Genomic DNA, 26,570 nt, shown 5'->3' on the forward strand with positions numbered 1-26,570 from the left:
ATATGCCTGAGGCTGACTCTGCGAGGTCGGAATGTAGTTGTATGACAGGGATTCGCATTCGAGACCTCGCACGTGAATCGATGCCAGAGGAAGATGTAGGGTCGGATATGAGGACGGATCTGAGGGCTGCGATACTTCGCCAAATGCCGTAGCTACGTTCCCATCCTTGACCACGGCAGACGCAATGTACCACTGGCCATGTTCTCCTTTGAGCAGCTGCAGGTAATTTCCGTCCTGCCCTGGCCATGCGAGAGCTTCAGAGAGGTCGGGGTGGGAGGAGGAGGCGCCTACGGCATTTGTCGCAGCCAGGAGCAGTAAGGTGAGCCAAACTTCTTTGACGCGCATTTTCAGATTGCCTATCTAATTGAAGGGCTTTCTATCATATGGACGGATTTAGGTCGTGCAAGCCAAAGTGTGTGCAAAAGCGATAGGTGCAAGCTCAGGTGCGGAGACGTCTTGGTTGGTCATCTCACGGGGAGAAACGGATAACCGAGCAGTAATGCAATTAATGTCCCATCGTGTGATGGTAGGTAGCCCCTGACGTTTAGAGGGGGTAATCGCCCATTCGGGTCACGCCCGGCTTGACTTAGGTCTTTCGGAAGAACAGCACTCATATTGAGGTGCCATTGAGCCTGTTACGCAGTGGAATTTGAATGACTTTTTTGAGCTCTTGATGCTGAGTTTGTTGGCTCGTAACGCAGTTTTCTTATGCGTAACGTTGCGATTGTTACGATGCACAAAGTTACGTTACACCGAATCGTACGGGCCTAGGGGCGAGACAGCGAAGCTTAGCTGGAACCGTGTCACCGAGACCGCTGGCTTGTGCAGAAATCGTCGATAAATCTCTCTTGTCCAGATGAGTCGATTTGGCATTCGACTGTCCATCTGCCGTCGTCAAACACAAGCTGGTAACCCCAGCAATTTTTCAGCGGTTCCCGAACATCGATGGCCCGAAATTCACGCATCGGATCGTGTGAGTCGGCGTGGTCTCCATGCTTGATCCGCCAAGCAGCGGCTCTGATGAATTGCCCATGGCTGAAGACTAGGATGTCCTTAGCATTGTAATCCGCAAGCTTGGCCAGCATCGCATCTACACGCCCAAGCAGATGATCGAACGACTCAGCGCCTGGCCCATCAATCATTGCAGCGTGTCCGTTCTTCCAGTAGCTCTCCGCATGTGGCTTTCGCTCGGTCTGTGTGGTGCCGGCGAAGCGGTTTGGGCACAAATACGTAAATTCTTCGATGGGCCACATCTCAAATCGAGCATAAGCAATTGAGAAGAAGCGAAGTATACGCACGACTCAATGTCCACCGAAGGGGAACCACCGAATGCGCAGATGCAGTGCGTCGAAGGCGCACGTGTTGCGGCTTAGAGCGCTACGTACGGCCGTGTTGGCACTCGTCATGCCGAGCACCATGCATTTGTTGTAATGGGGAAGATGGCCGGCTGCCGCTTCGGTACAAGGGCCAGCACGACGAGCTAGGAAATCGTGGCAGCACCGTCCGAATCAGTTAGCGATAATAGCAGCGCTAGGATGCAACCCAAAAATATTTTGGCAGTGCCCCTTGAATCCAAAAAAAGAAATCGGAGTTCTTATTTGATAGCAAAACAAAAGCAGGGATCTTGCAGTCTCGCCCAATCCTGGCATCCAGAAATTCAGGTCAGTCGACTCGATTGATTTCTGCTGTTTTCGCCTAGAATCCGTTTTTTGTACTGAACAATGACGGCCGGAGTGAGTGGATTCTTACCTCGTCGATAGGAAGGACAGATCGTTTGTTCGCGACGTGAGTCGCGGCTAGCTTTTCAAGCCACTCGAAAAGTCAAAACCAGTTCGGGGGCCCGAGAACCTCCAGGGGTTGTTTTTCGTGGGTACCACTATCAGTGACGCCGCATGTGGCCGATAGGGCAGACGACGTACAGGAAGAAGCGAATGGCCATAATGACAGTCAGAGGTAGGTTTCATTGGCGTATGGATCTGGCGCAAGAAGGTAAGCTTTGGGAAGTAGCCAGGTCACATCTTGGAGCTGCTGCGCTTCAACAAGCGGTGGTAGGCCTTCTCCTCAGCTATGGGCCGCCGAAGGTGCGTAGTAAAGTGGAGTATCTCAGCCGAGAATGGCTGAGTGACGAAAATCTTCAGTTGTTGAAGAACGCCTTGGTCGAAGCCGACTTGGCGCTTCCGCATCTCGACCAACCTCCAGAAAAAATCGCCCTATTGTCCTGCTACAGCCAACACATCGCCCAGGGGCTTCTGCTTCTTATGCCTTTAGGCCAGCTTTCTCGAGATCTACGAGGTTTCCGGCTTGAGTACCACTTGGGCATCTGAAACCAGAGTGCTCGCCTGGTGCGAACATCTGCGCGTACGATCGATATGTGTTTTTGGACACATCCAGACCGGCGGTGCTTCCGGGAATGTAAGAAGCACCCGTTCGTCTAGATAAGGCGTTCCATAGTCGGCTTGTACCTGATCATCGGGCGGTCGAGTGCATCTGGCCAAGTTTTGGCTGAACTGAAAATTTGCTAGTTCGACCGAACCGGCTACGCTTGATCGGGCAAATAGCGTAGCGGTGGCCTATTTCGCGAGCCGCAAAACCATCTCACCGCGTTTCGCCTGTGGGTACTTATCCCATGGAAGAAAGCCTTCAACAACGTGCAGAGCACTTTGTTGGCCTCCGCACGCAAAACCCCGCATGGCTACTGCTCGCCTCGCGATGTGCCCCTTTTGTTCTTGCCAGCCTCGGACTGCTTTTCGAGCCAGGTCGTGAGGGCATCGAGTTGAGCGATGCGCTCCGATCTCTTGCTGATGCTTTGGCCAATTGCTCTGATCCTGAACTTTATGGGATAGAGCGTGGGACTGAGCTTCAGCAAGCAAACCGAGAGCTCAGGGAATGTATAAAGCGCCGGCTTATCGTCGAGCGTAATGGGCGGATATACGCGACAGACTTTCTGGCGTCGGCATTCCGGTTCACCGAGGCCCTGGAAAACCGCGTAATGACATCGACCGCCTCTCGGTTGTCAGTGGTGCAACGGGAAATTGAGAACCTTGAGACCCATCTGAACTCCGATCTCAGGAGTAGGAAGCTTGCACTACAACGGCGTATCAAAGAGCTACAGGAGGAGCTCGGGCGTGCGAAAGCTGGACTGATTCCCGTGCTCGATGAAGAGCAAGCCATCGAAGCGATTAGGGAGGTTTACGGACTCGCTATTGGCCTGCTGGCAGACTTCCGGCGAATGGAAGATTCTTGGCGGGATGCCGACCGATCATTACGTCAGTCGATCATCAGTGAAAAATTTCACAGGGGAGAGATCGTCGACAATCTGCTGGACGGGCAAGAAGCTTTGTTGAGCACGCCTGAAGGCAGGGTGTTTGACAGCTTCCTACAGCAATTGTGGACACCTCACGAACTTCAGCGGATGAGGCTTCGTCTTCAGAACATCATGCGCCATCCAGCCGTTTCCAAAGCTTTGACCAAGTCTCAGCAGATTGCGCTGTTGCGCCTAGTGCCGCGTTTGATCCAAGAGACCGAGTTGGTTTTGCAAGCCAGGGCCCGCAGTGAGCGAGACGTCAAAAGCTTCATGAAAACCGGGCTTGTTGTTGAGCACCATCGAGTAGGGCACTTACTGAACGAAATCTTTAGCTTGATCGTGAACCTGGATTGGAATCGCCAGGCTGTGCGGCTCCAAGAAGTACCACTCCCTCCGATCGGGATGGCATTGGTCAAAGTTCCTGTGATTGAGCGATTACGCTTCAAAGGCATTTCTGGAGAGACAGCACCGGTTCTCGACCTCAGCCGGCGCCACGTGTCTCTCGATCAAATTGAAGAGGAGTTCTGGCTTTCCTTTGATGGCCTGGATCGAGATGCATTCATTAGAGATACGTTGAAAGTGTTAGCAGAGCAGGGACGTCCACTGTCCCTGGTGGAGCTAGCTTCGCTCCTTCCTCCGACGCACGACCTTGAGTGCTTCACCATCTGGATCACCATGGCCCGGGAAGCAGGAATAGATATCTACGAGGAGCAGACAGCCCCATTTGATCTGACAGATACAGACCATCGCCGGTGGCGCTTCCATCTGCCTTTTACCCAACTTGAGAGCGAGAAGCTTCGCAATATCAAATGGGAGCTCTGACATGCCGAGTATTTTTGATGAATTGACAGGCAAGCCTGGTGATCAAGAGGAGCTCAGCGAAAATGCGGAGGAGGAACAAGAGCTGGAAGATCTGGAAATCGATGTTTTGGACGTGGAGGACGACGATCAACGAACCCCCCGCGTGATTCGAGAGGTGGTACAGGAGTTGTTTAAGCACGGGTTCATCGAAGAGGCAGACTATGAGCGGCTCTACCGGGCCGCGTTGGCAAACGCCGAGCTAGTGGATCAGATCTTTGAGCCCTTCGATCTTAACGTTCAATTTGACGAAATCAGAGGTTTGGTTTTCATCAGAGTGCTCCATGCGTCCGGTGTAATCGTCGAAGGGTGGACGCATCCTTTGATTCGTCATCATGCCTTCAGCCTTGAGCAAACGCTGCTGATTGCAGTGCTTAGGCAGTACTTGATCGAGTGCGAGATGGAGAACGGTATAGGAGCTACCATTCCTCAAATGACCGTGGATGACGTGATTACTCACTTGCGGGCCTATCTCGGAGAACACGGTGCTGACTTCAAAGATCGAAAAAGGGCGGTCAGGTTGCTTCTGCAGTTGAGAAATCACCATCTCATTTCCATGAATGAGCATAGTGACCGGTTCACGATACGCCCGCTGATCGCTCACGTCGCAAACCCTGAAAATCTGACAGCTTTGCTCCAGTGGCTGCTAGCTCACGATTTTAATACCGACCAGTTCTCACCTATGAGCGAGGAAGGAGAGGACTTCCATGAGTAATCCAGTTAGCGGGAGCTCTGAAGGATATGTGCTGACGGAGTTAAAGATCTACAACTGGGGTAGCTTCGACGGCCTGCACCTCGCTCCGATCGATCCCGTCGGAACGTCCTTGATTGGCGTAACAGGCAGCGGAAAAACGACAATCGTCGACGCGTTTATGACATTGATTTGCCAAAATCCTCGCTACAACCTTGCTTCTACAGGTGGGAATGATAGTGACAGAGACTTGGTCTCATATGTCCGGGGTGTCTCTGGGTTGGGCGATGGGCAAGAGTCGAAGCAGCAAGGTACCCGTCTTGGGCAAACAGTTTCAGGAATATGTGCCACTCTTCGGCGAGGGCAGCAACTGGTTCGCCTGGGTGTGATATTTCATTTCGAAGGTACCAGCTCAGCGATGGCAGAGCTTGGTAAATATTGGATTTTTAGCACCAACCCGGAAGAGTGCTTGGAATCTTGGCTCGCCATTTTCCACGAGGAGGGTAAGCGTGGTCTCGAGCAATTAGAAAACAATGTTCAAGGACTCAACTATCACACTACCCGCAGGGATTACCTCGCACAAATTCGCGCCTTGTTCCAGGTCGGTGACAACGCTTTTGCCTTGTTGAACCGAGCTGCCGGTATTAAGCAACTTACTGATATTGATACGATTTTTCGCGATCTCGTGTTGGATGACCGGTCTGCATTCAAGCGGGCAGGCGAGGTAGTCAAAAGCTTCGACGACCTCAACGTTATTCACCACGAACTGGAAACTGCTCGGGCACAACAGCAAAAGCTCAAGCCCATAGTGGGGGAGTGGGAAACCTACAAGACGCAAACAGAAAGTATTGAAGAACTGCAGCTTGCTGGCGAGCTAGCGCCGATCTGGTTCGCTGAGCAGTCCCACCAACTCTGGTCGTCAGAGAAAAGAAGACTGGAGCAGGAAGCGGAGAACGCTGCGCTGACCATGCAGCACCTTGGTGAGCAGCGATACGAGTTGCTGCAACAATGCGAGATGTTCCGTCAAGCCTACTTGCAGAAGGGGGGAGCAAGCATTGATCAGCTGCAAAAACGAGTGGACGAGTGGAAGTCTACTAGGAACGTCAGAGCAACGTTTTCAGCTCAGTACCAGGTGCGGATGCACAGGCTGGGCTTTACCGAAGAGCTATCCGAAGCCGGCCTTGCCCAAAATAAGGCTTTGGCGAATCAACGGTATGAGGAACTAACGCATCAGATTTCAGATCAGCGCTCTGAGGCGTTTCAGTTGGGGATCAAGGAGTCGGATGTACGCGGGCGTCTCCAGACATTGAGCCTGGAGGTTGAGGAGGTCAAGCAACGCCCGGGCTCAAACGTACCAACGATATACCACCAATTTCGTAGCCAACTTGCCCAGCACCTCCAGGTTGATGAGGCTCAATTGCCCTTCGTGGCTGAGATGGTGCAAGTGAAGCCAGAAGAACATGAATGGCGAGGCGCGATTGAGCGGGCGCTCGGCGGGCATAGGCTTCGAATCTTGGTTCCGTCTGACAGAGCTACACATGCTTTACGATGGATCAACGCCCGTGACAATCATCTGCATGTGAGAGTCCTTGAGGTCGATCTGGATCTAAAGGTTCGAGAGACTTTGCCTGACGGGTACGTTCGGAAGCTCAAGCTCAAACCACATCCGTTCAAGAAAGCGGTAGAAGCGTTACTTGCACAAAACGACCGTCACTGTGTAGAAAGCCCGGATACATTGCAGACAACCCCTCATGCGATGACTAAGGAGGGGATGATGTCTGGGCAGCCTCACTTCTTTGAGAAGCGAGATCAGCGCCTATTGAACTCTGATTGGTTCACAGGCTTCGATAACCGAGACCGGCTGGCATTCTTGAGTCAGCAAATCTCTGATGCAGGTAATCAGCTTGAGTTTGCCCTTGAAGCACTAAGAGCTGCGCGGGATCGCTTAGGTGATCTCGAAGAGGCCAGCATGGCTTATCAGTTCATCAACGAAGTCGAATTCAGTCTGATAGATCTCCGTGGCGCTGAGAGTCTGTTGACCGATCTTAAAGGCCAGTTGGATTACTTTACTCAACCCGGCACGGACGTCGCTTCAGCCAAGTTGCTTCTGGATGATGGCATCAAGAAGGCAGAAGAGCTCGAGACTGAGTGTCTCAATGCACGCGATGTTTATACCAGATTGAAAGACCGCCTTGGCACTGCTACGGATAAGCTGAGCAAGAAGTCGGAGCTAGCTGGAAAAGGATTGACACAAGAACAACGTGGGAAACTCGAAAAACACCTTCCCGTCGTGAGTGCTGCTGAACTGGAAGACTTAGAAAATATTGAGCTACGGTGTTCGCATGTCCACATAGTTCAGATGAAAGAATTGTACGAAAAGTTGAACAGGGCGGAAGGTGATCTGATCAAGAGGATGTCTGAAGCCAAATCAATTGATACTGGTGCGCTGGCTGAAGCTGGTCTTGAAGTAACCGATGCGCCTGCATACCTTGAGCGGCTCAGGATCCTCACCACCGAAGCTCTTCCCGAAAAAGTCGAGCGCTTCCTCACCTATCTGAATCGCTCGTCCGATGACGGTGTTACCCAGCTCTTGAGCTTTGTTGAACAAGAGGTCGTACTGATTGAGGAACGTATCGAGGAACTTAATAACACCCTGCGACGTGTTGAGTTTCTGCCAGGAAAATATCTTCGCCTCGTTACAAGCAAGATTGTTCATAAGGATTTGGTATCCCTACAGACAGCACAGCGAAAGCTGAACACCGCTCGCTTTACGGATGACATCGGCGAGACCCACTATCGAGCGTTAAGGGTCGTGGTGGAGAGCCTCAGGAGGGCATGCGAGAAAAGAAAGACATTGGGTGCGCGGGCAATGCTCGACTCGAGGTTCAGATTAGAGTTCTCGGTTGCGGTGGTTGATGCACTCACTAAGGAAGCAACAGCAGGCAGGAAAGGCTCCTATGGCGATAGTGGGGGCGAAAAGGAAATTATCGCCTCTTACATCCTCACTGCTGCGCTTGGGTATGCCCTGTGTCCTGTAGGGGAAAGCAAGCCGCTCTTTGGCACCGTGGTACTCGACGAAGCATTCTCTAGAACGTCCGCAAGCGTTGCGGCGCGAATCATCGCTGCCCTTAATGAGTTCGGGCTGCACCCCATCTTTGTAACCCCCAACAAGGAGCTACGACTCCTCCGGCTGCACACTCGATCTGCCATCATAGTTCACAAAAAAGATGGCGCATCGACGATCGTGTCTATGAGCTGGGAAGAGCTCGAAACCTACTATCACAGCAGGAAAGCTAGAGACAGAAATGATGACGGCAGTGGCCCTGTCGATACTCAGTGAAACTGATATGAAATCGCCGGAAGATCTTCGCCAGAGGTTAGCCCAGCAATGGCAAAAATCAGGCGTTCGCCTCAAGCAGCTTCTCAATCCAGCCGCTTGGCCGTGGGAGCTAAGTATCGGTAGGCCTTCTGCGCGGTGTTTCAATACACGGATATCTGAGCTTCAAAGACACGTGGAAGCATGGCGTGGGGTCAGTATCGGAAGGGTTGAATGGTCGAACGCCTCATTTAGAAACGGAGCCGAAAAAATCAGCTTCCCAAGCAAATGGTGTCTGCGCACCCCGTCTGAGTGGGTGACCGCTACGGGTGATAAATCGATCATCGAGGAGTACGAAGCTCTGGGGTATCTGGTGGAGCACGTGCCCGAACAATTCCATAAATTGCTCATCGCCCGGCGGCTTCTCTGGAAGGAACGGTCGAGCGATGAGGTCATTCAGGCTGCTGTACTAGCCTCGAAACTGACTCCGGGATGTGCGAAGGGTCAGCCTTTGCGACTGCTCTCGGGGTATGGCGTTGACACGAAATTCTTTGAGCGAAACGACACGCTCTTAAGAAAGTTGTTAGACGTCCTTTTCGAGGGGGAAGCCTCAGAGCAAAGCTTGTGTGGCTTTCTGGACGCTTATGACGAGACAAACCACTGGGTGCTGGTAGTACCACTCGAGGCCGGGCTTCTGCCATTCAAACGACAGAAAGTGACGACTTCAGAGCTTGCTCAGGTGGCATTGCCTGGAGCGCGGCTTCTGGTCGTGGAGAACGAAAAATGCCTTCACCAATTGCTGGATGTGCCTGGAACAGTTGCGATTTTAGGATGTGGCCTGGACTTAGATTGGCTGGGTTCAACCAGGCATCGCGAGAAGACAGTTGCTTACTGGGGGGACATGGACACCTGGGGTTTGCAGATGCTCGCACGGGCTCGTGTGAAGCATGGTGAGGTGACATCACTGTTGATGTCCAAAGCCGTCTTTGACAAACATAAGCGTGGCTCGGCCGTAAAGGAGCTTGTACGAGCGCAAGATACGCCTCCACCTGGTCTGACGACCTCTGAAACCGAATTGTTTTGCCTATTGGTGAAGCGCACGAAGGGGAGGTTAGAGCAAGAATTTATCCCGCAGCAGGACGTACACGAGGCATTGCAGGCTTGGGTGACCTCAAGTATCAAATCCTATGGCCCGAGCAGTTCTCATTGAAGCATGGTTTCGAAGACAGTCTCGTGCGCCTAAGAAATGTCAAAAATACAACATTTCTTAATATTTTGAGACGCAGTCAAATCGCAGTTTCCTCGCAAAGGCAAGTGAGCCATATTCTTGGGGCGCTGCCCCGGGTTACTCGCTCACGTCAAAGTGCTGCAGCCTTTTGCTCCGGTGTGACATGGGGCTTCCTGTCCGTGGCCCGCGGAAGGCGGCTGTTCACCAGCGGATCTCACCGCTCTGCGGTAGAGTTACGCGAGTGGCATCATCAGCGCTACTCGGAAAGTGGTGCCGTCATTAGTGAGCCATCGCCTAGGTTCCAGGTTTGAGATTCAAGGCGCTGCCGCTATCAAGGCCATAATTCACAGACAGTGCCCTTAGGCCAGTTCTTGCTAGCGGAGCGCGCAGGCGAGCAGGATGAAAGCCCTTCAGGGCCGAGATCCGCATCGCGGCGCGCGTTTTACAACAGCCATCCGCCATAGGTGGCACGCCAATCAAGAAAACCAGTCACCCAGCCATTCGGCGGCAAATACAGGCTGCTAACAGCAGAAGCATATGATTAAGAGGTAGGACTGTCTCAGTGGAGGTAGAACCCCATGTCCGATCCATTCACCAAACCATACCTAAACCCTCGTACTGGCAATACAAGCTCGGGAGGAGCCGCTAGAGAAGGGCGCATCAAGACGCTGGGAGGCGTTGACGAAATCATCAGTCAAGCCGTAACCAAGGCGCTAATAGCCAATGCGGATCAAGTTCAAGCCGTAAGAAAGCCCGGAAGATGAGATTAGCCAGCCATGTTGGGTAAAGTGATCGAGTTCAAGCTGCCCGTAAGGCAAAAGAAGCCAACATTTTCTGCTGAAGCGAGCTTGGCGGATTCCATCGTTCGGCAATTTCTCGATGAGGCTGATGCCCCCGCTAGAAATAGCCACGCCCCTGCGCAAATCTTTGCGTTCAACCAAGACGAACAGGGTGCGGCCCTGGGAGTGAAAAGTGCGGTGCAGATACGCCTCACCTCGCCCTTCACCTTAGGGTACTGGCTAGCTATGTTGCGCGAGCAAGCTTATCTCACGTCTTAATGGGCAAAGTGCCGCAAGGAGTACAGATGTGCTCCTTGTGTGCCTATGAAAGTTGATGGGGTAAGCCTGCGAGTCGGAGCTGATCGCGCGCCCGAGTCAGGTCAGGCAGATTCTGCCGTTGTATTTTACGTAGATGGATTTACTTCTTGAGGTCACTCATAAGGGTCGTCTCTATACACGCCTGGATTCGAGGTGTTAGGTCATCGCTGAGCTTATAAATCTCTGTTCTTGTGAAACCCACTTAGCCCGTCAAACCCTTGTAGCGCACCGAGTAAGATCCCGCATCAGCGTAAGCGAAACGCAGGCCCAGGACGGGTCAGAGGCGTGAGGATGGAAGTCCGCTAGGGCCGAAACCTTGCACTGCCGGAGTTTGCTTTACTACAGCCGTATCCCGAAGGGGGCGAAGCAATACGACGAAAACGCCTTGCTGGTTTTAAGTGCGCAGGGGGTAGAGTTACTTCAGCCGCTAGGCGCGACCTCATTTAATGCCCCTTAAAAGGGACATTAACCTAGCTTTTGCCACTTAATGTCCCTTTTAGGGGTCATTAACGGATGCCCGTTTTGAGTTCGACAGAGTGACGACCATCCAATAGCGCTGCATTGGGCAGTGGTAATATCTGTGCGGAAGGGTAGTCGCGACGATCTGGAAAATGCCTTGATCTTTTCGTTCAACCATCAGCTTTGTGATCGAGGCACGCGGAGCGCGCAGGCCAACGGCCGAAGGGGTGAGGATGGAAGCCCACCGGGCCATGACTGGAGCTTGCGCCAGGCTTGGTTCACGACAGCCGTACCCGAAGGGGCACGCATGAAACTGTCGTCGTTCACAGGCCTTGGAGAGCGGGTCTGTATCGTCAAAAACTGTTCAAAGCCCCCCCTATGGGGCCTACGGCACGCAGGTGAATTGATGCTGTCATTTGTTGAAGAGTATCGGCCAGGCGAGCCTCCCACCACGTGCTTATGGTATAGCCTCGGATTACCTAGTCGTGGCTCCAAGCTACATGAGTACATTCGCAATGGGCTGCCGTTTGTTTTCCTCGAGCAGCTATCGATCAAAGCTGGGATCGAGATGAGGGTGCTCAGCTTGGGCCTTGGCATGTCTCGCTCGACACTCGTGCGGAGAGAAAAAGCTGGGCGCTTCACATGCGCTGAAAGCGATCGCTTGTATTCGCTGACTACGGTCTTAGACGCCGCTTATGAGCTGCAGGAAGGGGACGTGTTGGCGGTACGAAACTGGATGATCTCACCGGCTCGTGGACTTGCCAGGAAAGCTCCCCTGCAGATGCTACGCACTAGGGTAGAAACGCAAGCAGTGCTCGACCTCATCGGCCGCCTGGAGCATGGAGTACTCACATAGACAGAGTTGTTGCCGATGCCCCGGCGAACGGCTGGGGGAGGTCTGCTTACGTTTTTCTCACGAAATGCTTAAGCGAATGACGACTCGCAATTACACGTTCGCGTATTTCTTGGGGATCTATCGACATCCCGCCCTCAGGCGTGACCTGCAAAGTCTTCAATCCGTTGACCGAAGCGATAAACGCCCGCTCTCGTGCTTGCTCAGATAGAGATCTCTTGTCTCGCCAAAACCATGTCATACACTGCCCGAAACATTTCATGCCTTTCTCTGAACGCAGCGATTTATGGAAAGCATCATCGATGATGAGCGGAGAAATGTCCTGAGCTTTTTGCGGCGCACGCAATCTTTTCGTGAACAGCTACTGCCAGTGGCGGGGACTGTGTTTTCTCAGGCTAGCTGGAGGAGGGTGTCCGGCCTGTAGTCTCGTCATCAGGAGCCTGAACGCTCCCCCGTACCTACATACTCCTAGAGCAGCTCTCGCTCGCGATGCTTGATGCTATCCATCAGATGATCGATATTTCGGGCCCTCGCGGCCCGGCTCAATTTCATGCTCCGACTGATAGCTTGGCGTTCGTATGAGTGGTCGGATCTGCATCCTGCTAGGACGTAATCTTTTCAATCCGCTTCCTACCTTGGAATCCGAAGCATTGTTGCCGGCGGACAACACTTTGTGACCGTCATCCTGATGTGTCCGGTTCAGATGCCTAGGATTCTGGCCTCCACAAATATTTCACCCTTTCGCTAAAGTTTTTCTTCAAAGCATCCGTTGTTATTTTTAAGAACATGACGATGGTGAAATTTGTGAGCAAAACTGAAATGCAACCGGCAACTTTCTTCGCAGAACGCGAATTCATATGCTGGCGTGGTCGTGAATATGACGAGCTGTACCCGTGCCAGGTTTCCAGGCAGAGCGATCACTATGTCGATGTGCAATTGGACATCATGCCCATTCGGTTTGCCAACGGAGTAGCGGAAGACATCGCGCGCTGTCTTTACGATGCTGTGCTCATAACAGTGGGAAATCAGGCAGGCTTTGTACCAACGCCAGACGATCACGACAGTATCTTTAAAAGATCATATCGAAAAAGAGTGTCCGGAGAATGGAGTTACTGTGCCGATGGTAGGTTCAACTGCCACGAGACAAAAGATGGAGTCTATGTTGTTGAGCTTGCGACGGATGGGAGCGAAAAAACTGAAAGAGTTGGGGTATACACAGTTGAAGACGGGGGAGTTGAGCTTGTTTTCGAATTCATGTGTTATTCGTTCAGCATGCTCGATGCCGTTTGGCTTGCTAATGCACTGATGGAGGCGATGGGGCGTGAGCCGCTGGATCTGTTAGAGACAACGAGCGGGTTGTAGGCCTCACTGAACTCAGAGTGGTACCATAGGCCACTCTGCGCAAATCTCTGGGCTTGCTAACAGGCGACAACAGGGACTGACGCACGAATAGCATTGCTTGAGGTGCCATCAGATATTGGTGAGCAGTTCCTCAAGCTTGCGATGCTCCTCCGGGCTCAGAAGAGCTACTGGATCAAGGGCGTTTATATCTGAGGTGAATTCGTACTTTCGGTCGTCAGGACTGCAGCAGTTATCGCAGTAGTCCAACTCACCGCAATCAATGAAAAAAGTGATCATCCAGCCATCTGCTTCGACGGTCATCAGGCCACAATAGATCTCGTTCCAAGTGTGCTCAGTGATTCGGCGCATTGAGCGTGAACCGACAGAAACATCACGGAGTACCTGGTGAACCTCTCGAGCGGTGAGCATTCTTGTATCCATGACGGGATAGATTGGAGTTGAGTCTGAAGTTGAGAATACAGATGCACAACTGCGCGGAATAGGACGGGAATGGCATTTCGGCTGACCTAAGTGCTCTGGGCTAGACCGATATTGTCAGGCGACTTTATTCGGGGCAGGGCAGCCATGAACTGTCCAACAGATTCGCGAGGTAGCGGATAAATTCTCCGAGCCCTCTATCATTTTGAATGACTTCTTTCACAGCCTTCTAAAAGAACATTTTGAGCCTGCAGGGTAGGTGTCAATCAGTGCGTGAGTGTTCACTGGAAATCTTTTTACTCTCAATGACGGGCGCTTGCTGGGCCGCGCGCAAAGCAATTCCGCCGAACGACACACTAGCATCCACATAGCGTAAAGCGGACTTCATGTCCTTCCAGCCCACATACCCCATCAAGCCTTTGATGTCCCAACCGTTCGCAGAGGCCCAGGTCGCAAAGCCTCGCCGCATCGAGTGGCTGCTATACAGCTCCGCTGGCAATCCAGCCTCTTTGAAAATGCGGCGCAGCACGGGGATCAGGCTATGCGGTTGCATGGCTTTGCCTGACAGATTGCCCCAGCGATCAATTCGCTGGAACACCGGGCCTTTCGCGATCCCGGCAACTGTTATCCAGTTGATGTAGGCCTCCACGGGGCAAAGCATGGCGAGCGCCGGGGTCTGGAACGTAGTTCCTTCATGCTGGCGGTCACCCTTGGTGTAGGGCAGGAAAAAGGTAATACCTTCACCGCTTATGGCTTGAGTGTCCTCCACCGTTAGCCTGGCCAACTCGTCGCCGCGAAAGCCACGCCAGAACCCGATCAAAATGATCGCCACCGAGCGACGGTGACGCACCAGCGATTTGTAATCTCCGCGTCCAAGGGCGACTGCAGCTTCCCCTTCGAGCCATGTGACCGCCTGCTCCAGGTGCTTCAGCAGCAGTGGGGCGGCCTGTTTAACCTGTGCAGGGTGCACGACCCTGATGCCTTTGATCATCTGGCGAACGTCAGGCGTCTTGGTCGGATCAGGGAAGCCCTGAGTGATGTGCCATTGCGCAAGGGCTGCCAAACGCTGCTTCAGAGTGTTGATGGAAAGCTTATCGGCGTACTCCGCCAGGTAGCGAACGACGCCCACGCCGGTCGTGGGCAGGTACCCGCCCCAAGTCACCTCGAAGTGCTCGATCGCCGCCCGGTAGCTTTTTCGGGTGTTCTCCCGGGTGCCGGCGCTGAGGTACCGATCTGCCTTTTCCATCGTACTTTGCCTTCAAAAGCGGAGCGTTTCTGTCTTCTTGCGCCTCAGGAAGGTTTTCTGGGCGCCAGAGAGTAAAGAAGCCATAAAACACTATTATGGGCTTCTAGCAAATCAACATCAAACGGCGTAAAATTTCTATAAAGTGTTATGTACCTACATGACATGTAACACAGTACGAAATCGTAGGAGACCCCCATGGCTCGAGGCGGAATCAATAAAGCTGTTGTGCAAAGAGCACGTCAGGCGCTGCTGGCCAGGGGGGCCAACCCCAGCATCGACGCAGTGCGCGTAGAGCTAGGAAATACGGGCTCCAAGACAACGATTTCTCGGTACTTGAAAGAGCTTGAGCCCTCCAACCCAGAGCCCGTGGCATCACGTGAACGTATGGGCGAGACGCTCAACGGTATGGTGCAAACGCTGCTGGATCAGCTTATGGAGGAGGGCCAGGAAGTAATCTCCCAGGCGACCGCAACTTTTGACTTGCAGCGGGGTGCGCTGGAAAACCAGATCACCGAGCTCAGATCGGAGCTGGCCACTGTTCAACGTACGTCGGCCACCCAACAAGCCGCGATAGAGACGCTGAACGCTGAACTTGCAACCACCCAGTCCTCGCTTCAGGCTGAGCTAACCCGCAACGCAGGCCTCAATCAGCGCTGCACCGACCTAGAATCTCTGGTTGCTGAAAAGGACAAGCACATCCAATCGCTGGAGGAAAAGCACGTTCAGGCCCGCGGGGCGCTTGAGCACTATCGGGAAGCGGCGAAGGAACAGCGGGATCAGGATCAACGCAAGCACGAGTCTCAACTGCATGAGTTGCAGGTTGAGCAGCGCAAGCTGCGGGAGACCATCGCCGTGAAACAGGACGATTTGACGCGACTGAATCGCGACAATGAACGCCTGCTCGGTGAAGCTAGGCAGCAAACCAAAGCCCTGCACACGAAAGAAGCTTTGGTTCAGTCTCTCAACACGCAAATTCAAGCACTGCGCCACGGTGAGGCCAAGTCCGCTGGGGTTGCAGAGCACCTCTTGGATCAGATCTCAGCTCTGCGCGAAGAGGTCAAGGCACTCCACCAGTTCGCCGCTGTAGCCGATTTGCGTGAGCAAGAAACCGCGGTGCTGCTGGCGACTGCACAGAAAGAGAATGAGCAACTGCGGCAGGCTAGGGTTGATGAGCCAAGCCTGGAGGAGGGTAGCAATGCCTCCTCAGGAGTAGAGGATAAGCAAGTCGCCGGGCACGCCAAGCCTTCGAAACGACCTAGGAGTTGAAACATGGATCAGATCACAGGAAATCCACGTAGCCATGATGAAGGCACCTCAGGTTGGAAGTTCGCTCATCAGCGTCTATCCCAAATGCTCATAGAAAGGGTTGAGCCATTCGGCTCCCTGACTCCGATTATGAAAATGGATGCCGCCGGTACCAGGTCTCCATGGCTGCCCGGCTCATCGTCAGATAGAAAGGCCGTAAGAGCCTGAGAGAGCATGATCCCCCTGATCGGTTTAGCTGAACAACCTGACCCGCTTCCATCTATCATCCTCAACCCCAGCAGTGATAGCAGCGTTCTGATCTGCAGCTCTACGAAGATTTTCTGCCGAATCCTGGAATGGACATCCCATGCAATCGAATGACCAGAAACATCCCGATGCCGTGCTAGATCCCGCCCAACTTAAACGGATCGAGTCTGTACATAAGGGATTTCTCTATCAACATCTGTACGCTGTGGGCTGCCTCTTCCTGGCTCAGTCCTCTGAAGTGAACGAGGTGCTGGTCGAGTTGGATGAAGATGTAGAACTCAGCACTGCTTCTGGTCGGGTCTACATCCAGGTTAAGACCCGCTCCCGCCCCCTTATGCCCGGCGACGCCGCAGGCGCATTGGAACGCTTCGAACTGATCCGGCAGGAGCATGGGCCAGGGCGGCGTGCTGGGAATCCTCAGTTTGTTATCGTTGCAAATCAGCCGCTCGGGGAAACGCTTCAGACTGAGGTAGACGAGAACAAGATTTCCTCGGACTTGATCTACCTTCATCCTGATTCAAAAGCTTCGCGCCCAGGTTACCTTCCGCCTGCGTGGGCGACTTTGGAGGAGGCGGCACAGTGGTGCGTGGCACAGGCTGAGAAAATGAATTTCTCAGTCCTGTCACCTTCTGCCCTGACCTGGAAAATGGCGGGATTGGTGATGATGGCGTCCGCTGCCGGTAATGGAAACTCTAGGCACGTGTTCCGCACTTCAGAGTTGCCAGGCCTTTTTGAGCAATTGATCGTACAGCTGCAAGACTTTCCCACGCCGCCCGCCTCATACAGGCCACAGCAGAACGAGCCTACACTTGCATCGGAGGAACGGGTTCGCATCATTTGTGGATTGTCTGGCGCAGGGAAAACCACATGGGCCGCCCATGCTGCACTGCATAGCCCTGAACCATGTGCCTACTACGATGTGGGTGACCTACCTGGGCCCGCTATTGCAAGCTCCATCGTGCGGGAGCTTGCCTCGAAGTATTCCAAGCAAGACCCGGAAGGTATCCGGCATATCCTCTTGCCAGGTGCTAGCGGCTATGAGGCGATTCGGGCGTTCGATCGATTTATGGAGCAAGCTGAGGCTCCTTTGGTGGTTGTTGTCGACAATGCCCATCGCATTCCCGTCGCGAACCTGCGTGATCTCTTGAACGCGACTCGCCACATTCGGTTCATTCTTCTATGTCAGCCTCATGAGAATGTCCGGGAACTCGAAGCGGTTATGACGTTGCGGCGTGAAACACTGCTTGGGTGGGATCTCGAAACCGTGGCTCGGGTGGCTAGTGGTGCCGGCGCGTTCGGTAGTGCCCAGGCATTCGAACAGCTCCGGATTTACTCAGGCGGGCTACCGCTATACGTCGATAGCGCCATTACCGTTGCCCTATCTGAATACGGCGGAGACATCGAGGCGTTATGCGCCGATCTCGGCCAACAATCGAACGTTGTGGAAACGGCTCAAGAGGTCATCCTGGCTCGCGTTTACGATGGTTATGACCAGGTTACCCAAAACGCCTTAGCTGTCGTCAGCCTTGCTGATACAGGGCTCACGCATGAGGAAGTCGTGCGTCTGCTATCGGCCACGCTCAAACTGTCACAGGGCGGCGCAGCTGCGGCCATCAAGAAAATCCAGGCCACAGGGACAGTTGATGTGTTTGGTGCCAAAACACTCAAAGTCCATGATGCCGTTCGTGCTCTAGGCCTACGCCACTTGGAACTCATGGGTGAGCCCGTGATCACTACTGCACTGGTGACGTTGAAGGAGCTGCTGATCGAGGGCTTGGAGAAAAATCGCGATACTTCGCGGTTTTCACTTCTTACTCGGGTATTCATCAGGCTCAACGACGTGATGACACTCATTGGGCTGGCAGGCGAGGAACTGTTCTACGAAATGGGGATATCGGTCGATATCACCTCAAGCTTGGAGCGGGCGCTTTACGCTGGTGATCTGAGTCCCCACCAGTCATTCTGGGCGCTTGATGGGCTTGTGTTCTCCTACATGCGAAAGGGGCATTTTGAGGAGGCAGCTGAACCCCTGTCCATGATGGAGCAACTTCTCAGCACTCATGGATTTGAGTTCCGCGAGCAGGTCGCGTGGGCGATGCGAAAAATGCTGTTGGCATCAGACCAAGACCGTGAGGACGAGGTGAGGCAGGCGGTTGCGTATGCCACGCCAAAAATCCCTGACGCTGATCACCAACGGGTATTTGATTACAACCATTCGATAGCCCTGTTGAAGTTGAAGCGCCACAAGCAAGCTGAAGCATTGTGCAGGAAGGTAACTGGTGAATACTTTGAGATCTTGGGGCTGACGCCTAAAGATGTCATGGGCAAGAATCCGGATGTCCTCTGGAAGGTAATCAATCGACCATCTGACGTCCATGAGCACATCAAGCACCTTGCCGATGCTTTAGAAGTGTATGCCAAAGCCCGTGAGGGTCAGGGCCTGCATGCCCCTCTACAACGTATCCACGCCATGAAGTTTTATCAAATGGTTGCGGGCTACGAGTCAGTTGTCCGAGTCGGCCAAGATCTGGCGGACGAGTTTGTGGGCGTCAACGATTTCATGGGTGCCAAGGAAGTCATGGAGCAGCATGTTCTGCCGGTCGTTGCCCAGGCAGGCCTTATCGCCAAGATGGTTCAAGTCAGGAGTCAGTATGCGGTGATCCTGGCTTGGTGCGGTGATCACCGGGGGGCTATCTCCGAAATCAAGCGTTTGGATCCTTATCTGGAGGGTTTAGAGGAGGATCAGAGACTGGAGGTCGAGGGTCAAACTGCCTTAATCGCCCGCATTATCAGCAAAACTAGGCGTGTGGCGGATAGGCAAACGATGGGAGTCGTGGCACGTAATGAGCAGTGTCCGTGTGGGTCGGGGCTGAAATTCAAGAAGTGTCACGAAGCGTAATATTTTTTGATTTCCAATGTTCTCTAGCATTCTCGACAGATTAATGGGGCCGCGACCCTTCGTCTGTCGAGAAAGCTCGCTGTCAGGAGGTCGCCTGGCGAGACACTCGTAGCCTACGACACTGGCATACAGCGCGAGCGCGCAGTAGCCAAGCACCTCGATCAGTCCAGTACTTCCTTCAGCACCAAGGCAGCCCCTTTGGCCAGTCCACCTATCGATACATGACCTTTGGGCGTCCATGGAAGGTGCTTGGTGGGATTGATGTATATACGCAGCTCAGTCTCGTATCCCTCCTCCAACCCCGAAATGATCACCAAATAAAAGTTGGTTTTGCTCTCTTCTGCACGGCGGAACTCGGTCTCAGTAAGCGTGATTTCCGCGGGGGCCCCGCGGGCGAACGACTTCATCTCAATGAATGTAGCCTTATCCAGAGCGCCGTCGGCGCCGCCCCCTCGGTAGGCCTGTAGGTCGACCAGAACAGCATCATGCCGCTGCAGCGAAGCTTCGAGGTAAGCCCAAGCCTTGAGCTGCAATTCTGCGGAAGAGTACTGCTTGTATGCGCATTCTGGCACCGCGGTCGAAGATGACCGTTTAGGCGTGAGCGGCTCATTTATAAGCGGGCCAGTCTTGCGCGGCTGCGGCCCCTTAAAAGTCAGATCGCTTCCGTCAACGACATCAACAGTAAATTGGAACTCGGGAGGCAGCGCCTTCAGCTTGCGTGTCTGGATGGGGCGCTCAGGATTGTTTGTGGCAGCCGTCGCCCCAGCATCCCGCTTGATTACTCGCTTGCGATTACTTCCCCCAAAACGTTCCTGTTCGGCGATCAACGCATCAAGACTGGTTTCCACAGTTTCGGTAGCGAGACTGATGTCAGGGATGTACTCGCAGTCTTCGCTGGTAGCCCAGGCGGACATCCACGCGAGCGCGATTTCTCGCGTACACGTGCCATCGCCCAGACCCGCAATGGCGATGCAGCCATACTCGCTCCTGCCGATAAATTTCTCGTCATCGAAATGCACAGCAAGAGCGGGCAGATCGGAGTAGGCGTGAAGCTGCATTGGAATTTGCCGCAAGCCTCTGGGTGCTGCGTTGACGATCAGCTGTCCCGGCAGATGCAAATTTACGCTGGCGTTGTCGAACCGAGTCCATGGCTCCATTGCCTTGTACGAGCGTTCATCATCTCTCGCAAGGTCAGCCTTGAGTATGCGAAGTGCGGTGTGAAAACGAAAGTGCAGCTCGTCGGTAGTCGCGTTCGTTCTCACAGGAGCAGCTGCAGCGAATGGAAGCCTCTCCAGACCTGCGGCGTTAACGAAACGGGGAATGGTGTCAGCCGCGCAGGGTGGCACCCACAAGGCGATCTTGTCGGATTTGAGACTTGAGTAGTGCGAATAATACAGTGGGCGCTTCGTCGTCCAGGTATCGCCTGAGCGCAAAGGCAGGAGGCTCAGGCTTCGTCGATCCGCGGCAGTCGCCTTGTCCAGATGCCTATCCATGTGCCTATAGATGTCGAGCAACAATGCATCGTGCTCAGGCTCATACGCTGTTTTAGCCAGGCATTCCAGCTCTCTGATACAGCTTTTCAAGTCAGGCTGACTGATGCCCAGCGCGTTCCATAAAGGGGTGAGGCTGCGGTCATACAGAACGAGTTGATAACCGGTTGCGGGCTGACTTGATCGAGAACTTGTCGCCTCACGTTCCGGAGACCCGTTACCTACTGGATCCCGAGTACGAAGCACCGTTGTGATCATTTCCGCTAAACCCGTTGCATGCGAGGTGGCCAGTTGTTGGCAACTCAGCACATAGCTGAGCTGAGTTGCACAGAGTGCTCTATGACTGGGTGCGGCTGGTTACTAGCTGGGGAGATTAGCCGAGCATTAAAGAAATGCTGCCGAGGAGAAACATCAGGATGATGCCTACGAGGTTGACCAAAAAGCTCAGCCCTCGATGCCCTCCGTAAAGCGCTCGCAACCCTTCATTACTATTTCGGGTTGCCAGGTGCAGCAACCCGCCCAAAGCACAAAGAACGGCTAAGTGTAACAACGGTTCGGTCAAGTTACTGGCGTCCGGCGCATAGGTAGGTTTGCCTGCACTGACCCACCATTTGACCGCTTGAAATAGGCCAAATCCGTAGATGGCAAGCCACATCCCCCATCCCGACGTATTGACGACAAAGAAAAGGCAGTGCGGCATGCTAATAGTGGGAAACCATCTCCTCAGCAGCCGGATCGCAGCACAGTGGAATCCCCAACGTAGAATGCTAATGCTGTATAGCAATATTACGGTCGAAGCAGTGACCAACACCCAGGTCATATTTTTGAGGCGACCGATGATCGTAAATGCCTCGGCAACCGACACTCCAGACCCAGCAGAGTTTCCATAAGCCCACTCTAAAATCAGGCCGGCTAAAGCTGCCCACACACCTGCAACAACTAACGGCAATCCCCAGAGCCCCTTGAGCCGCAAATGGATCGGCCTCCTGGTAGGGATGAAGTCCAACGGTTTTACAACGACTGGAGCAATCAGGAGCAGGGCGTACTTACTCGCCTTATGGTCGCGAACCTTAGACCAAGCAAACTTTAGAACGGACGACGACATTATTACCTCGGGGGAGGGTCTAAGGTGGCGCAGCGCATTATCCGGCGTCGTAGACTGCCTGGTGACCCAGTAAAAGGAGGGGCGGGCACCAGAACATGACGGAGTCGACAACGTACCAGTTCGCTTATAGCATCAAGCAATACGGCCATCAAAGCGCCATCTAGCAGCACCTCGCCAAGGAATGTCGAACGTGATCACCAAAATCCGAATCCGTGGGTACCGTATCTACAAAGATTTCCTGCTGAAACCTAACCCGCGCGCGAACATCCTGGTTGGTGACAATGACGCCGGCAAGTCCACGCTGATGGAGGCAATTTCGCTGGCGCTTAACGGGCGGATCGGTGGGAGAGGGATTCTAGAGGAGCTGAACCCTCACTGGTTCAACACCGAGATGGTGGCTGAGTTTCTTGCCCTCAGGAATGCGGGGAAGAAACCTAAACTCCCGGAAATCCTGATTGAGCTCTACCTGAAAGACACACTGGAACTCCAGGTGTTGCTAGGCGCCGTTAACGCTGACGTTCCCACGAACGCTTGTCCTGGAATCGTTCTGTCTATTGTCCCCAATGAGGAGTATCAGGACGAGCTGGATGAATGGCTGAAAGCGCCATCTGCGCTGCTTCCCGTCGAGTATTACACCTACGAATGGCGCTCCTTCGCTGATAGAGAACTCACACGGCGGCCACGGGCACTCTCTGTGGCCACCATTGATTCTCGCACAGTCAAATCCGCCGCCGGCGTTGACTACCATCTCCGCCAGATCCTGAGCGACCACTTGGAAACATCCGAGAAAGCACAGATTTCGCTGGACTACCGCGGTATCAAAGCATCCATGACGGATGGTGCGCTGGCGCCGGTGAACAAGCGACTTTCCGGTCTGGGCGCTGCACTGCAGTCAGAGCCTATGGCGCTAGCAATGGATCAGACGTCTCGAACGTCGTGGGAAAGCGTTGTTACTCCACATGTTGACGGACTTCCATTCGCAATGGCAGGCCAGGGGCAACAGGCTGCTATCAAGATCTCGCTCGCGATGAAGCGTCATTCCTCGAAGGCGAACATCGTGATGATCGAGGAGCCTGAAAACCATCTATCTCATACCAGCCTGACAACCCTACTCAATCGCATTGAAGAACTGGCGACAGAAGAGCAGCAGCTATTCATTTCGACTCACAGCACCTACGTGTTGAACCGGCTCGGCCTCGACGCATTGCTGCTTCTTCACCGCAATAGCGCGTCCAAAATCACAGAACTTGATCCAGATACAGTGAGCTACTTTCAGAAGCTGCCTGGCTACGACACCCTCCGCTTGGTGCTCGCGAAAAAAGTCGTCTTGGTCGAGGGGCCATCTGACGAAATCATATTTGAACGCGTCTACAAAGATTGCTTCGGAGCACGCCCGATGGCCCACGGGATAGATGTCATCAGCATGCGTGGTCTGGCACTAGCGCGATGCCTTGAGCTTTGCGCGGCCATCAACAAGCCCGTAGCTGTGATGCGTGACAACGACGGCATTGAACCAATAGACCTACGTACTCCGGTTCTAAAGTGGCTGGACATGACGCGCAGAGAGCTGTTCATCGGCACAGTGGCTGACGGCACCACGCTCGAACCCCAGCTTATTACAGCGAACGGCGAGCCTCAGTTGCGCAAGATACTCGGCATCACTGCGGCAGCAACTCTATTGACCTGGATGGCGCGCGAGAAAACAGAAGGGGCAATTCGACTGGCTGAGTCGAATGAGGTGCTCAGCCCACCGGCCTACATGAAGGCCGCGGCGGAGTTCATCCACAATGCCTAACCTTCTGACGTTGGCTGTCGCTGGTGGTAGAAAAACTCAAGGACTGGTCGATCACTGCAAAGGACTACCGACCGATCGGCGTGTGCTCATTGTCACGTTCACCCAGAGCAATCAGCAGGAGGTGATCCATCGTCTCGGCGCCCAGGCCGGTGATCGCCTTAACCTCGAGGTTCTGGGTTGGTATACATTCTTGCTTCGCCACTTTGCAAAGCCGTTCCTGCCATTCAAATTCCCGGGTGAGCGGGTAGGGGGCTTCAACTTCGAAGGTCGCCCCAGCATGTACGCGAACGGCAAGCAGAGATTTATGGATGGTAGCAACCAGATCTACGCATGCGAGATTGGCCGCCTTGCGCGAGAACTGATGGCTGCCACCCCGGTATTGTTACGAAGACTTGAGTCTCTTTACGGCGAAATTCTGATCGACGAGGTGCAAGATCTCAGTGGTTACGATTGGGAAATCATCCATGATTTGCTTGAGTCGCGGATCGACGTCCGTATGGTTGGTGACGTACGCCAAGCGGTGCTTTCGACCAACCCAAGGGGACAGAAAAACAAACAGTATGGGTACGCAGGTGCGCTTGAGTGGTTTCTTGTGCGCGAAAAGGGAGGGCTGTTGAGCATTGACTATGCGACCACAACTTACCGCTGCCGAACTGAGATCGCGACGTTCTCTGACACTATTTTTGATGAGTCATGGGGTTTCCCAGGAACCACATCTGAGAACCACGTGGTGTCTGAACATGATGGCGTGTACTTGGTGCATTCGAAGCATGTCGACCAATACGTCGAGCGGTACCGACCTCAGTGTTTGCGCAGCACCATAGCTTCTGGCAAGGAGTTCGAGTTGGACTTCATGAATTTCAAGGTGTCGAAAGGTGCGACATTTGAGCGGGTGCTGATCATGCCTACCGCGCCGATCAAGGCTTTCATCCAGAAGCAGACTTATCTCGAATCCACGCCAGCGGCCGCCTTTTATGTTGCAGCTACGCGGGCCAAGCAAAGCCTGGCGATCATCATCGACAAGCCTGGGAACTCAAAACTGCCAGTGTGGGTGCCGTAATTGAAAGGAGCAGGGCTCTCATGAGGGTAATGATCTCATGGCAGATCGAAAGCTCATTTTCCAGTGGCCCCCTTGGGTATCGATGAATACGCGGTGGCTACTGCGAAGCGGATTCAACGCTGTGCGTAGCGTTAATTTCGCAAGAAATTTCAGAGCCTGAAGCCTCGAGCAGAGGGCTCGTATCGAGCGCCGACTTCGTTGAGAGCTCCAAGCTATGACCACCACGCAGGAACAGGCAAGCGGAGCGCGCAGGCGTGAGGATGGAAATCCGCAGTGTCAAGACGGACGCTTTGCGGGCGGCTTGATTCACGACAGCCGAGCTCGGAGAGCCACGCCCACAGGATGAGCTTTCAGGATTTTGGTATGAGGGGGTCAGGAGCTTCTGGAAGCTTGCAATATTGCACAACAAGTCATCTAACGATTTGCTGCACGTAAGCCTAATAAGAGGAGTGTTGCCTAAACCGCCTACCCATCTATCCCAGCAGTCGCTGAGGAGGAGCAATGCCAAGGCAAGATAGCGTTCAAAATGAAGTAGTGTGGCTGATGCAGAGATTCAGCCCACGGGCAGAATAGTATAGCTAACTCAACTAAATAGTCATTTAGTTGAGCTAAAATGCTTACTAGAAATAACCTCCGTAAAGAGTAGGGCAGACCTGCTAGATTCTAACCACGCCACGCAAAGAAACGTTGGTAGGCACTTTCGGCGTTTGATTTTCGCACAAGTCTGATTACGTCATCCATCCCCATCGTCCTTGCGCTGTGGTGCATACTTGTTTCTCGCAACCAGAGCAGACTCGCTTTACGGAACCCTGAGTCAGGCGAGACCACACATCCGCTCTCGGTAAGCCTATCAATGACGACCTGACATACTGTCCGGAATAACAGTCTCGCATGAGCTGAGCTAATCGAATCTTTGCCACGAATCTTCCCGAGCAACAATGAGTGATCACGCTCCAACGGAATGGATTGTCGGCCAAATTTTTTACGATAACGATTCACATAGTGATCTACAAACTCAGAATGTATTTTCCACGCGTGATTGCCGGGAAACTTCTCCTCCACTAAATCGTAAGTTCCATCCCGCATAAGTCGCAGAGCACTGATTGTTAGATCTCCCCCTAGGCTGTCGACCTCAGATGGCTGCATCCTAAGATAATAAACGGACGCAATCATGAGCAGCGTACGTTCATGTTTGATTTCCTTATCCGCCATGTCGCTAAGCGTCAACATCAACACCGCAAATTCTTCGTCAGTGAAGACATTCGCACCAGTGTGAACAGGAAGACTTATAGCGTAAAATCCGGCAGCATGTAGCCTTTGCGCAGGGTTGGTTGCTATAAGGGCACTATAGTGTAGATGCAGAAAAAAAGCCGCAACTACAGACATCTGCATAGCGAGCGCGCCTCTACCTGCTATGTATGCTATGCGAGTACCATCCTCCCCAATAGACGGTTGGTCAAAGCTAAATGGACGCCAGGCGGGGTTAAATCCTATTGCCTGTTTCAGTTTGCCGGGAGTGAATCGCCGACAAGACTTATCTGCCACCCATGAGTCCGGGGGGGATGTGCAGAAGCTCATAAATTCTTGAATGTCGCCTTCATTCAAATCAGTTATGGTTTTTTTTGCCTCCAAAATGCTCCAGAGCAAGAGTCGCTCGATACAGCTTCGGTAGTTTGAATAGCGCGTGGGTTCGGCATGCTTAATCAAAAACTGCTTCACTAGCAGGTAGCTTTTTGTCGGCAGACTGCTAGTTGGGCATCGGTTGAGAAAACGCTGAATTACTGAGAGCTCGCCATCAAGGGTGTCGGGGTCTAGCAGTGAAAATTCTTGTAGCGTTTCAAAGCATGGGCGGGGGATTGATTCCATGATTTTTCTACC

General features: G+C 53.3%; 18 protein-coding genes. 12 read left to right on the forward strand and 6 right to left on the reverse strand.

The genetic code is table 11. The annotated features are described in order from the left end of the window. Positions 1–803: 803 nt before the first annotated feature. Complete coding sequence (locus AC1RPZ_RS01080; RefSeq protein ID WP_493133931.1) at positions 804–1,298, reverse strand: histidine phosphatase family protein; 495 nt, start codon at positions 1,296–1,298, stop codon at positions 804–806. Positions 1,299–1,970: 672 nt separating this feature from the next. Here AC1RPZ_RS01080 and AC1RPZ_RS01085 point away from each other — a divergent pair. The 8 genes from AC1RPZ_RS01085 to AC1RPZ_RS01120 all read left to right on the forward strand — a co-directional run bounded on the left by AC1RPZ_RS01085 (position 1,971) and on the right by AC1RPZ_RS01120 (position 13,168). Then, positions 1,971–2,324, forward strand: a complete 354-nt coding sequence (locus AC1RPZ_RS01085) for a hypothetical protein (RefSeq protein WP_493133933.1) — start codon at positions 1,971–1,973, stop codon at positions 2,322–2,324. Between the two features lie 302 nt (positions 2,325–2,626). Then, positions 2,627–4,126 (forward strand): DUF3375 domain-containing protein, encoded by a 1,500-nt coding sequence (locus AC1RPZ_RS01090; protein WP_493133935.1) that lies wholly within the window; start codon positions 2,627–2,629, stop codon positions 4,124–4,126. Between the two features lies 1 nt (position 4,127). Then, a complete protein-coding gene (locus AC1RPZ_RS01095) occupies positions 4,128–4,877 on the forward strand; it encodes a DUF4194 domain-containing protein (RefSeq protein ID WP_493133938.1) in 750 nt (249 codons plus the stop codon). Next, positions 4,870–8,193, forward strand: coding sequence for an ATP-binding protein (locus AC1RPZ_RS01100; protein ID WP_493133940.1), 3,324 nt, complete (start codon positions 4,870–4,872; stop codon positions 8,191–8,193). The genes AC1RPZ_RS01095 and AC1RPZ_RS01100 overlap by 8 nt, the downstream gene beginning before the upstream one ends. Beyond that, the gene (locus tag AC1RPZ_RS01105) at positions 8,159–9,379 is read left to right on the forward strand and encodes a Wadjet anti-phage system protein JetD domain-containing protein (protein ID WP_493133942.1); all 1,221 of its coding nucleotides are present in this window, start codon (positions 8,159–8,161) and stop codon (positions 9,377–9,379) included. The genes AC1RPZ_RS01100 and AC1RPZ_RS01105 overlap by 35 nt, the downstream gene beginning before the upstream one ends. Positions 9,380–10,173: 794 nt before the next feature. After that, positions 10,174–10,455 carry a hypothetical protein gene (locus AC1RPZ_RS01110; RefSeq protein ID WP_493133944.1) on the forward strand — a complete coding sequence of 94 codons (282 nt, stop codon included), beginning with the start codon at positions 10,174–10,176 and terminating at the stop codon, positions 10,453–10,455. 904 nt (positions 10,456–11,359) lie between these two features. After that, on the forward strand, positions 11,360–11,809 hold the full coding sequence (locus AC1RPZ_RS01115; protein ID WP_493134777.1) for an Xre family toxin-antitoxin system antitoxin: 450 nt from the start codon (positions 11,360–11,362) through the stop codon (positions 11,807–11,809). A gap of 801 nt (positions 11,810–12,610) precedes the next feature. Then, positions 12,611–13,168, forward strand: coding sequence for a hypothetical protein (locus AC1RPZ_RS01120; protein WP_493133946.1), 558 nt, complete (start codon positions 12,611–12,613; stop codon positions 13,166–13,168). Positions 13,169–13,276: 108 nt separating this feature from the next. Here AC1RPZ_RS01120 and AC1RPZ_RS01125 read toward each other — a convergent pair whose 3' ends face one another. Both AC1RPZ_RS01125 and AC1RPZ_RS01130 read right to left on the reverse strand, forming a co-directional pair. Next, on the reverse strand, positions 13,277–13,588 hold the full coding sequence (locus AC1RPZ_RS01125; RefSeq protein WP_493133949.1) for a DUF7693 family protein: 312 nt from the start codon (positions 13,586–13,588) through the stop codon (positions 13,277–13,279). A 259-nt stretch (positions 13,589–13,847) separates the two neighbouring features. Next, a complete protein-coding gene (locus AC1RPZ_RS01130; RefSeq protein WP_493133951.1) occupies positions 13,848–14,831 on the reverse strand; it encodes a tyrosine-type recombinase/integrase in 984 nt (327 codons plus the stop codon). Between the two features lie 195 nt (positions 14,832–15,026). On the opposite strand from AC1RPZ_RS01130, the gene AC1RPZ_RS01135 reads away from it, so the two are divergent. Both AC1RPZ_RS01135 and AC1RPZ_RS01140 read left to right on the forward strand, forming a co-directional pair. Next, complete coding sequence (locus AC1RPZ_RS01135; RefSeq protein ID WP_493133953.1) at positions 15,027–16,097, forward strand: DNA-binding protein; 1,071 nt, start codon at positions 15,027–15,029, stop codon at positions 16,095–16,097. Positions 16,098–16,443: 346 nt separating this feature from the next. Beyond that, positions 16,444–19,242 (forward strand): SEC-C metal-binding domain-containing protein, encoded by a 2,799-nt coding sequence (locus AC1RPZ_RS01140; protein ID WP_493133955.1) that lies wholly within the window; start codon positions 16,444–16,446, stop codon positions 19,240–19,242. A gap of 161 nt (positions 19,243–19,403) precedes the next feature. Here the strand turns inward: AC1RPZ_RS01140 and AC1RPZ_RS01145 are convergent, their stop codons facing one another. Further along, complete coding sequence (locus AC1RPZ_RS01145; RefSeq protein WP_493133960.1) at positions 19,404–20,990, reverse strand: hypothetical protein; 1,587 nt, start codon at positions 20,988–20,990, stop codon at positions 19,404–19,406. A gap of 115 nt (positions 20,991–21,105) precedes the next feature. Beyond that, a complete protein-coding gene (locus AC1RPZ_RS01150; RefSeq protein WP_493133963.1) occupies positions 21,106–21,837 on the reverse strand; it encodes a hypothetical protein in 732 nt (243 codons plus the stop codon). 181 nt (positions 21,838–22,018) lie between these two features. Between AC1RPZ_RS01150 and AC1RPZ_RS01155 the strand changes: the two genes are divergently transcribed. Further along, entirely contained in the window at positions 22,019–23,632 is a 1,614-nt protein-coding gene (locus AC1RPZ_RS01155) for an ATP-dependent nuclease (protein WP_493133967.1), read from the forward strand. After that, entirely contained in the window at positions 23,625–24,692 is a 1,068-nt protein-coding gene (locus tag AC1RPZ_RS01160; protein ID WP_493133969.1) for a UvrD-helicase domain-containing protein, read from the forward strand. Before AC1RPZ_RS01155 ends, AC1RPZ_RS01160 begins: the two co-directional genes overlap by 8 nt. Positions 24,693–25,355: 663 nt before the next feature. Here the strand turns inward: AC1RPZ_RS01160 and AC1RPZ_RS01165 are convergent. After that, positions 25,356–26,558 (reverse strand): hypothetical protein, encoded by a 1,203-nt coding sequence (locus AC1RPZ_RS01165; RefSeq protein ID WP_493133971.1) that lies wholly within the window; start codon positions 26,556–26,558, stop codon positions 25,356–25,358. Positions 26,559–26,570: the final 12 nt, after the last annotated feature.

Source organism: Pseudomonas sp. GW822-FHT02D10, assembly GCF_058802345.1.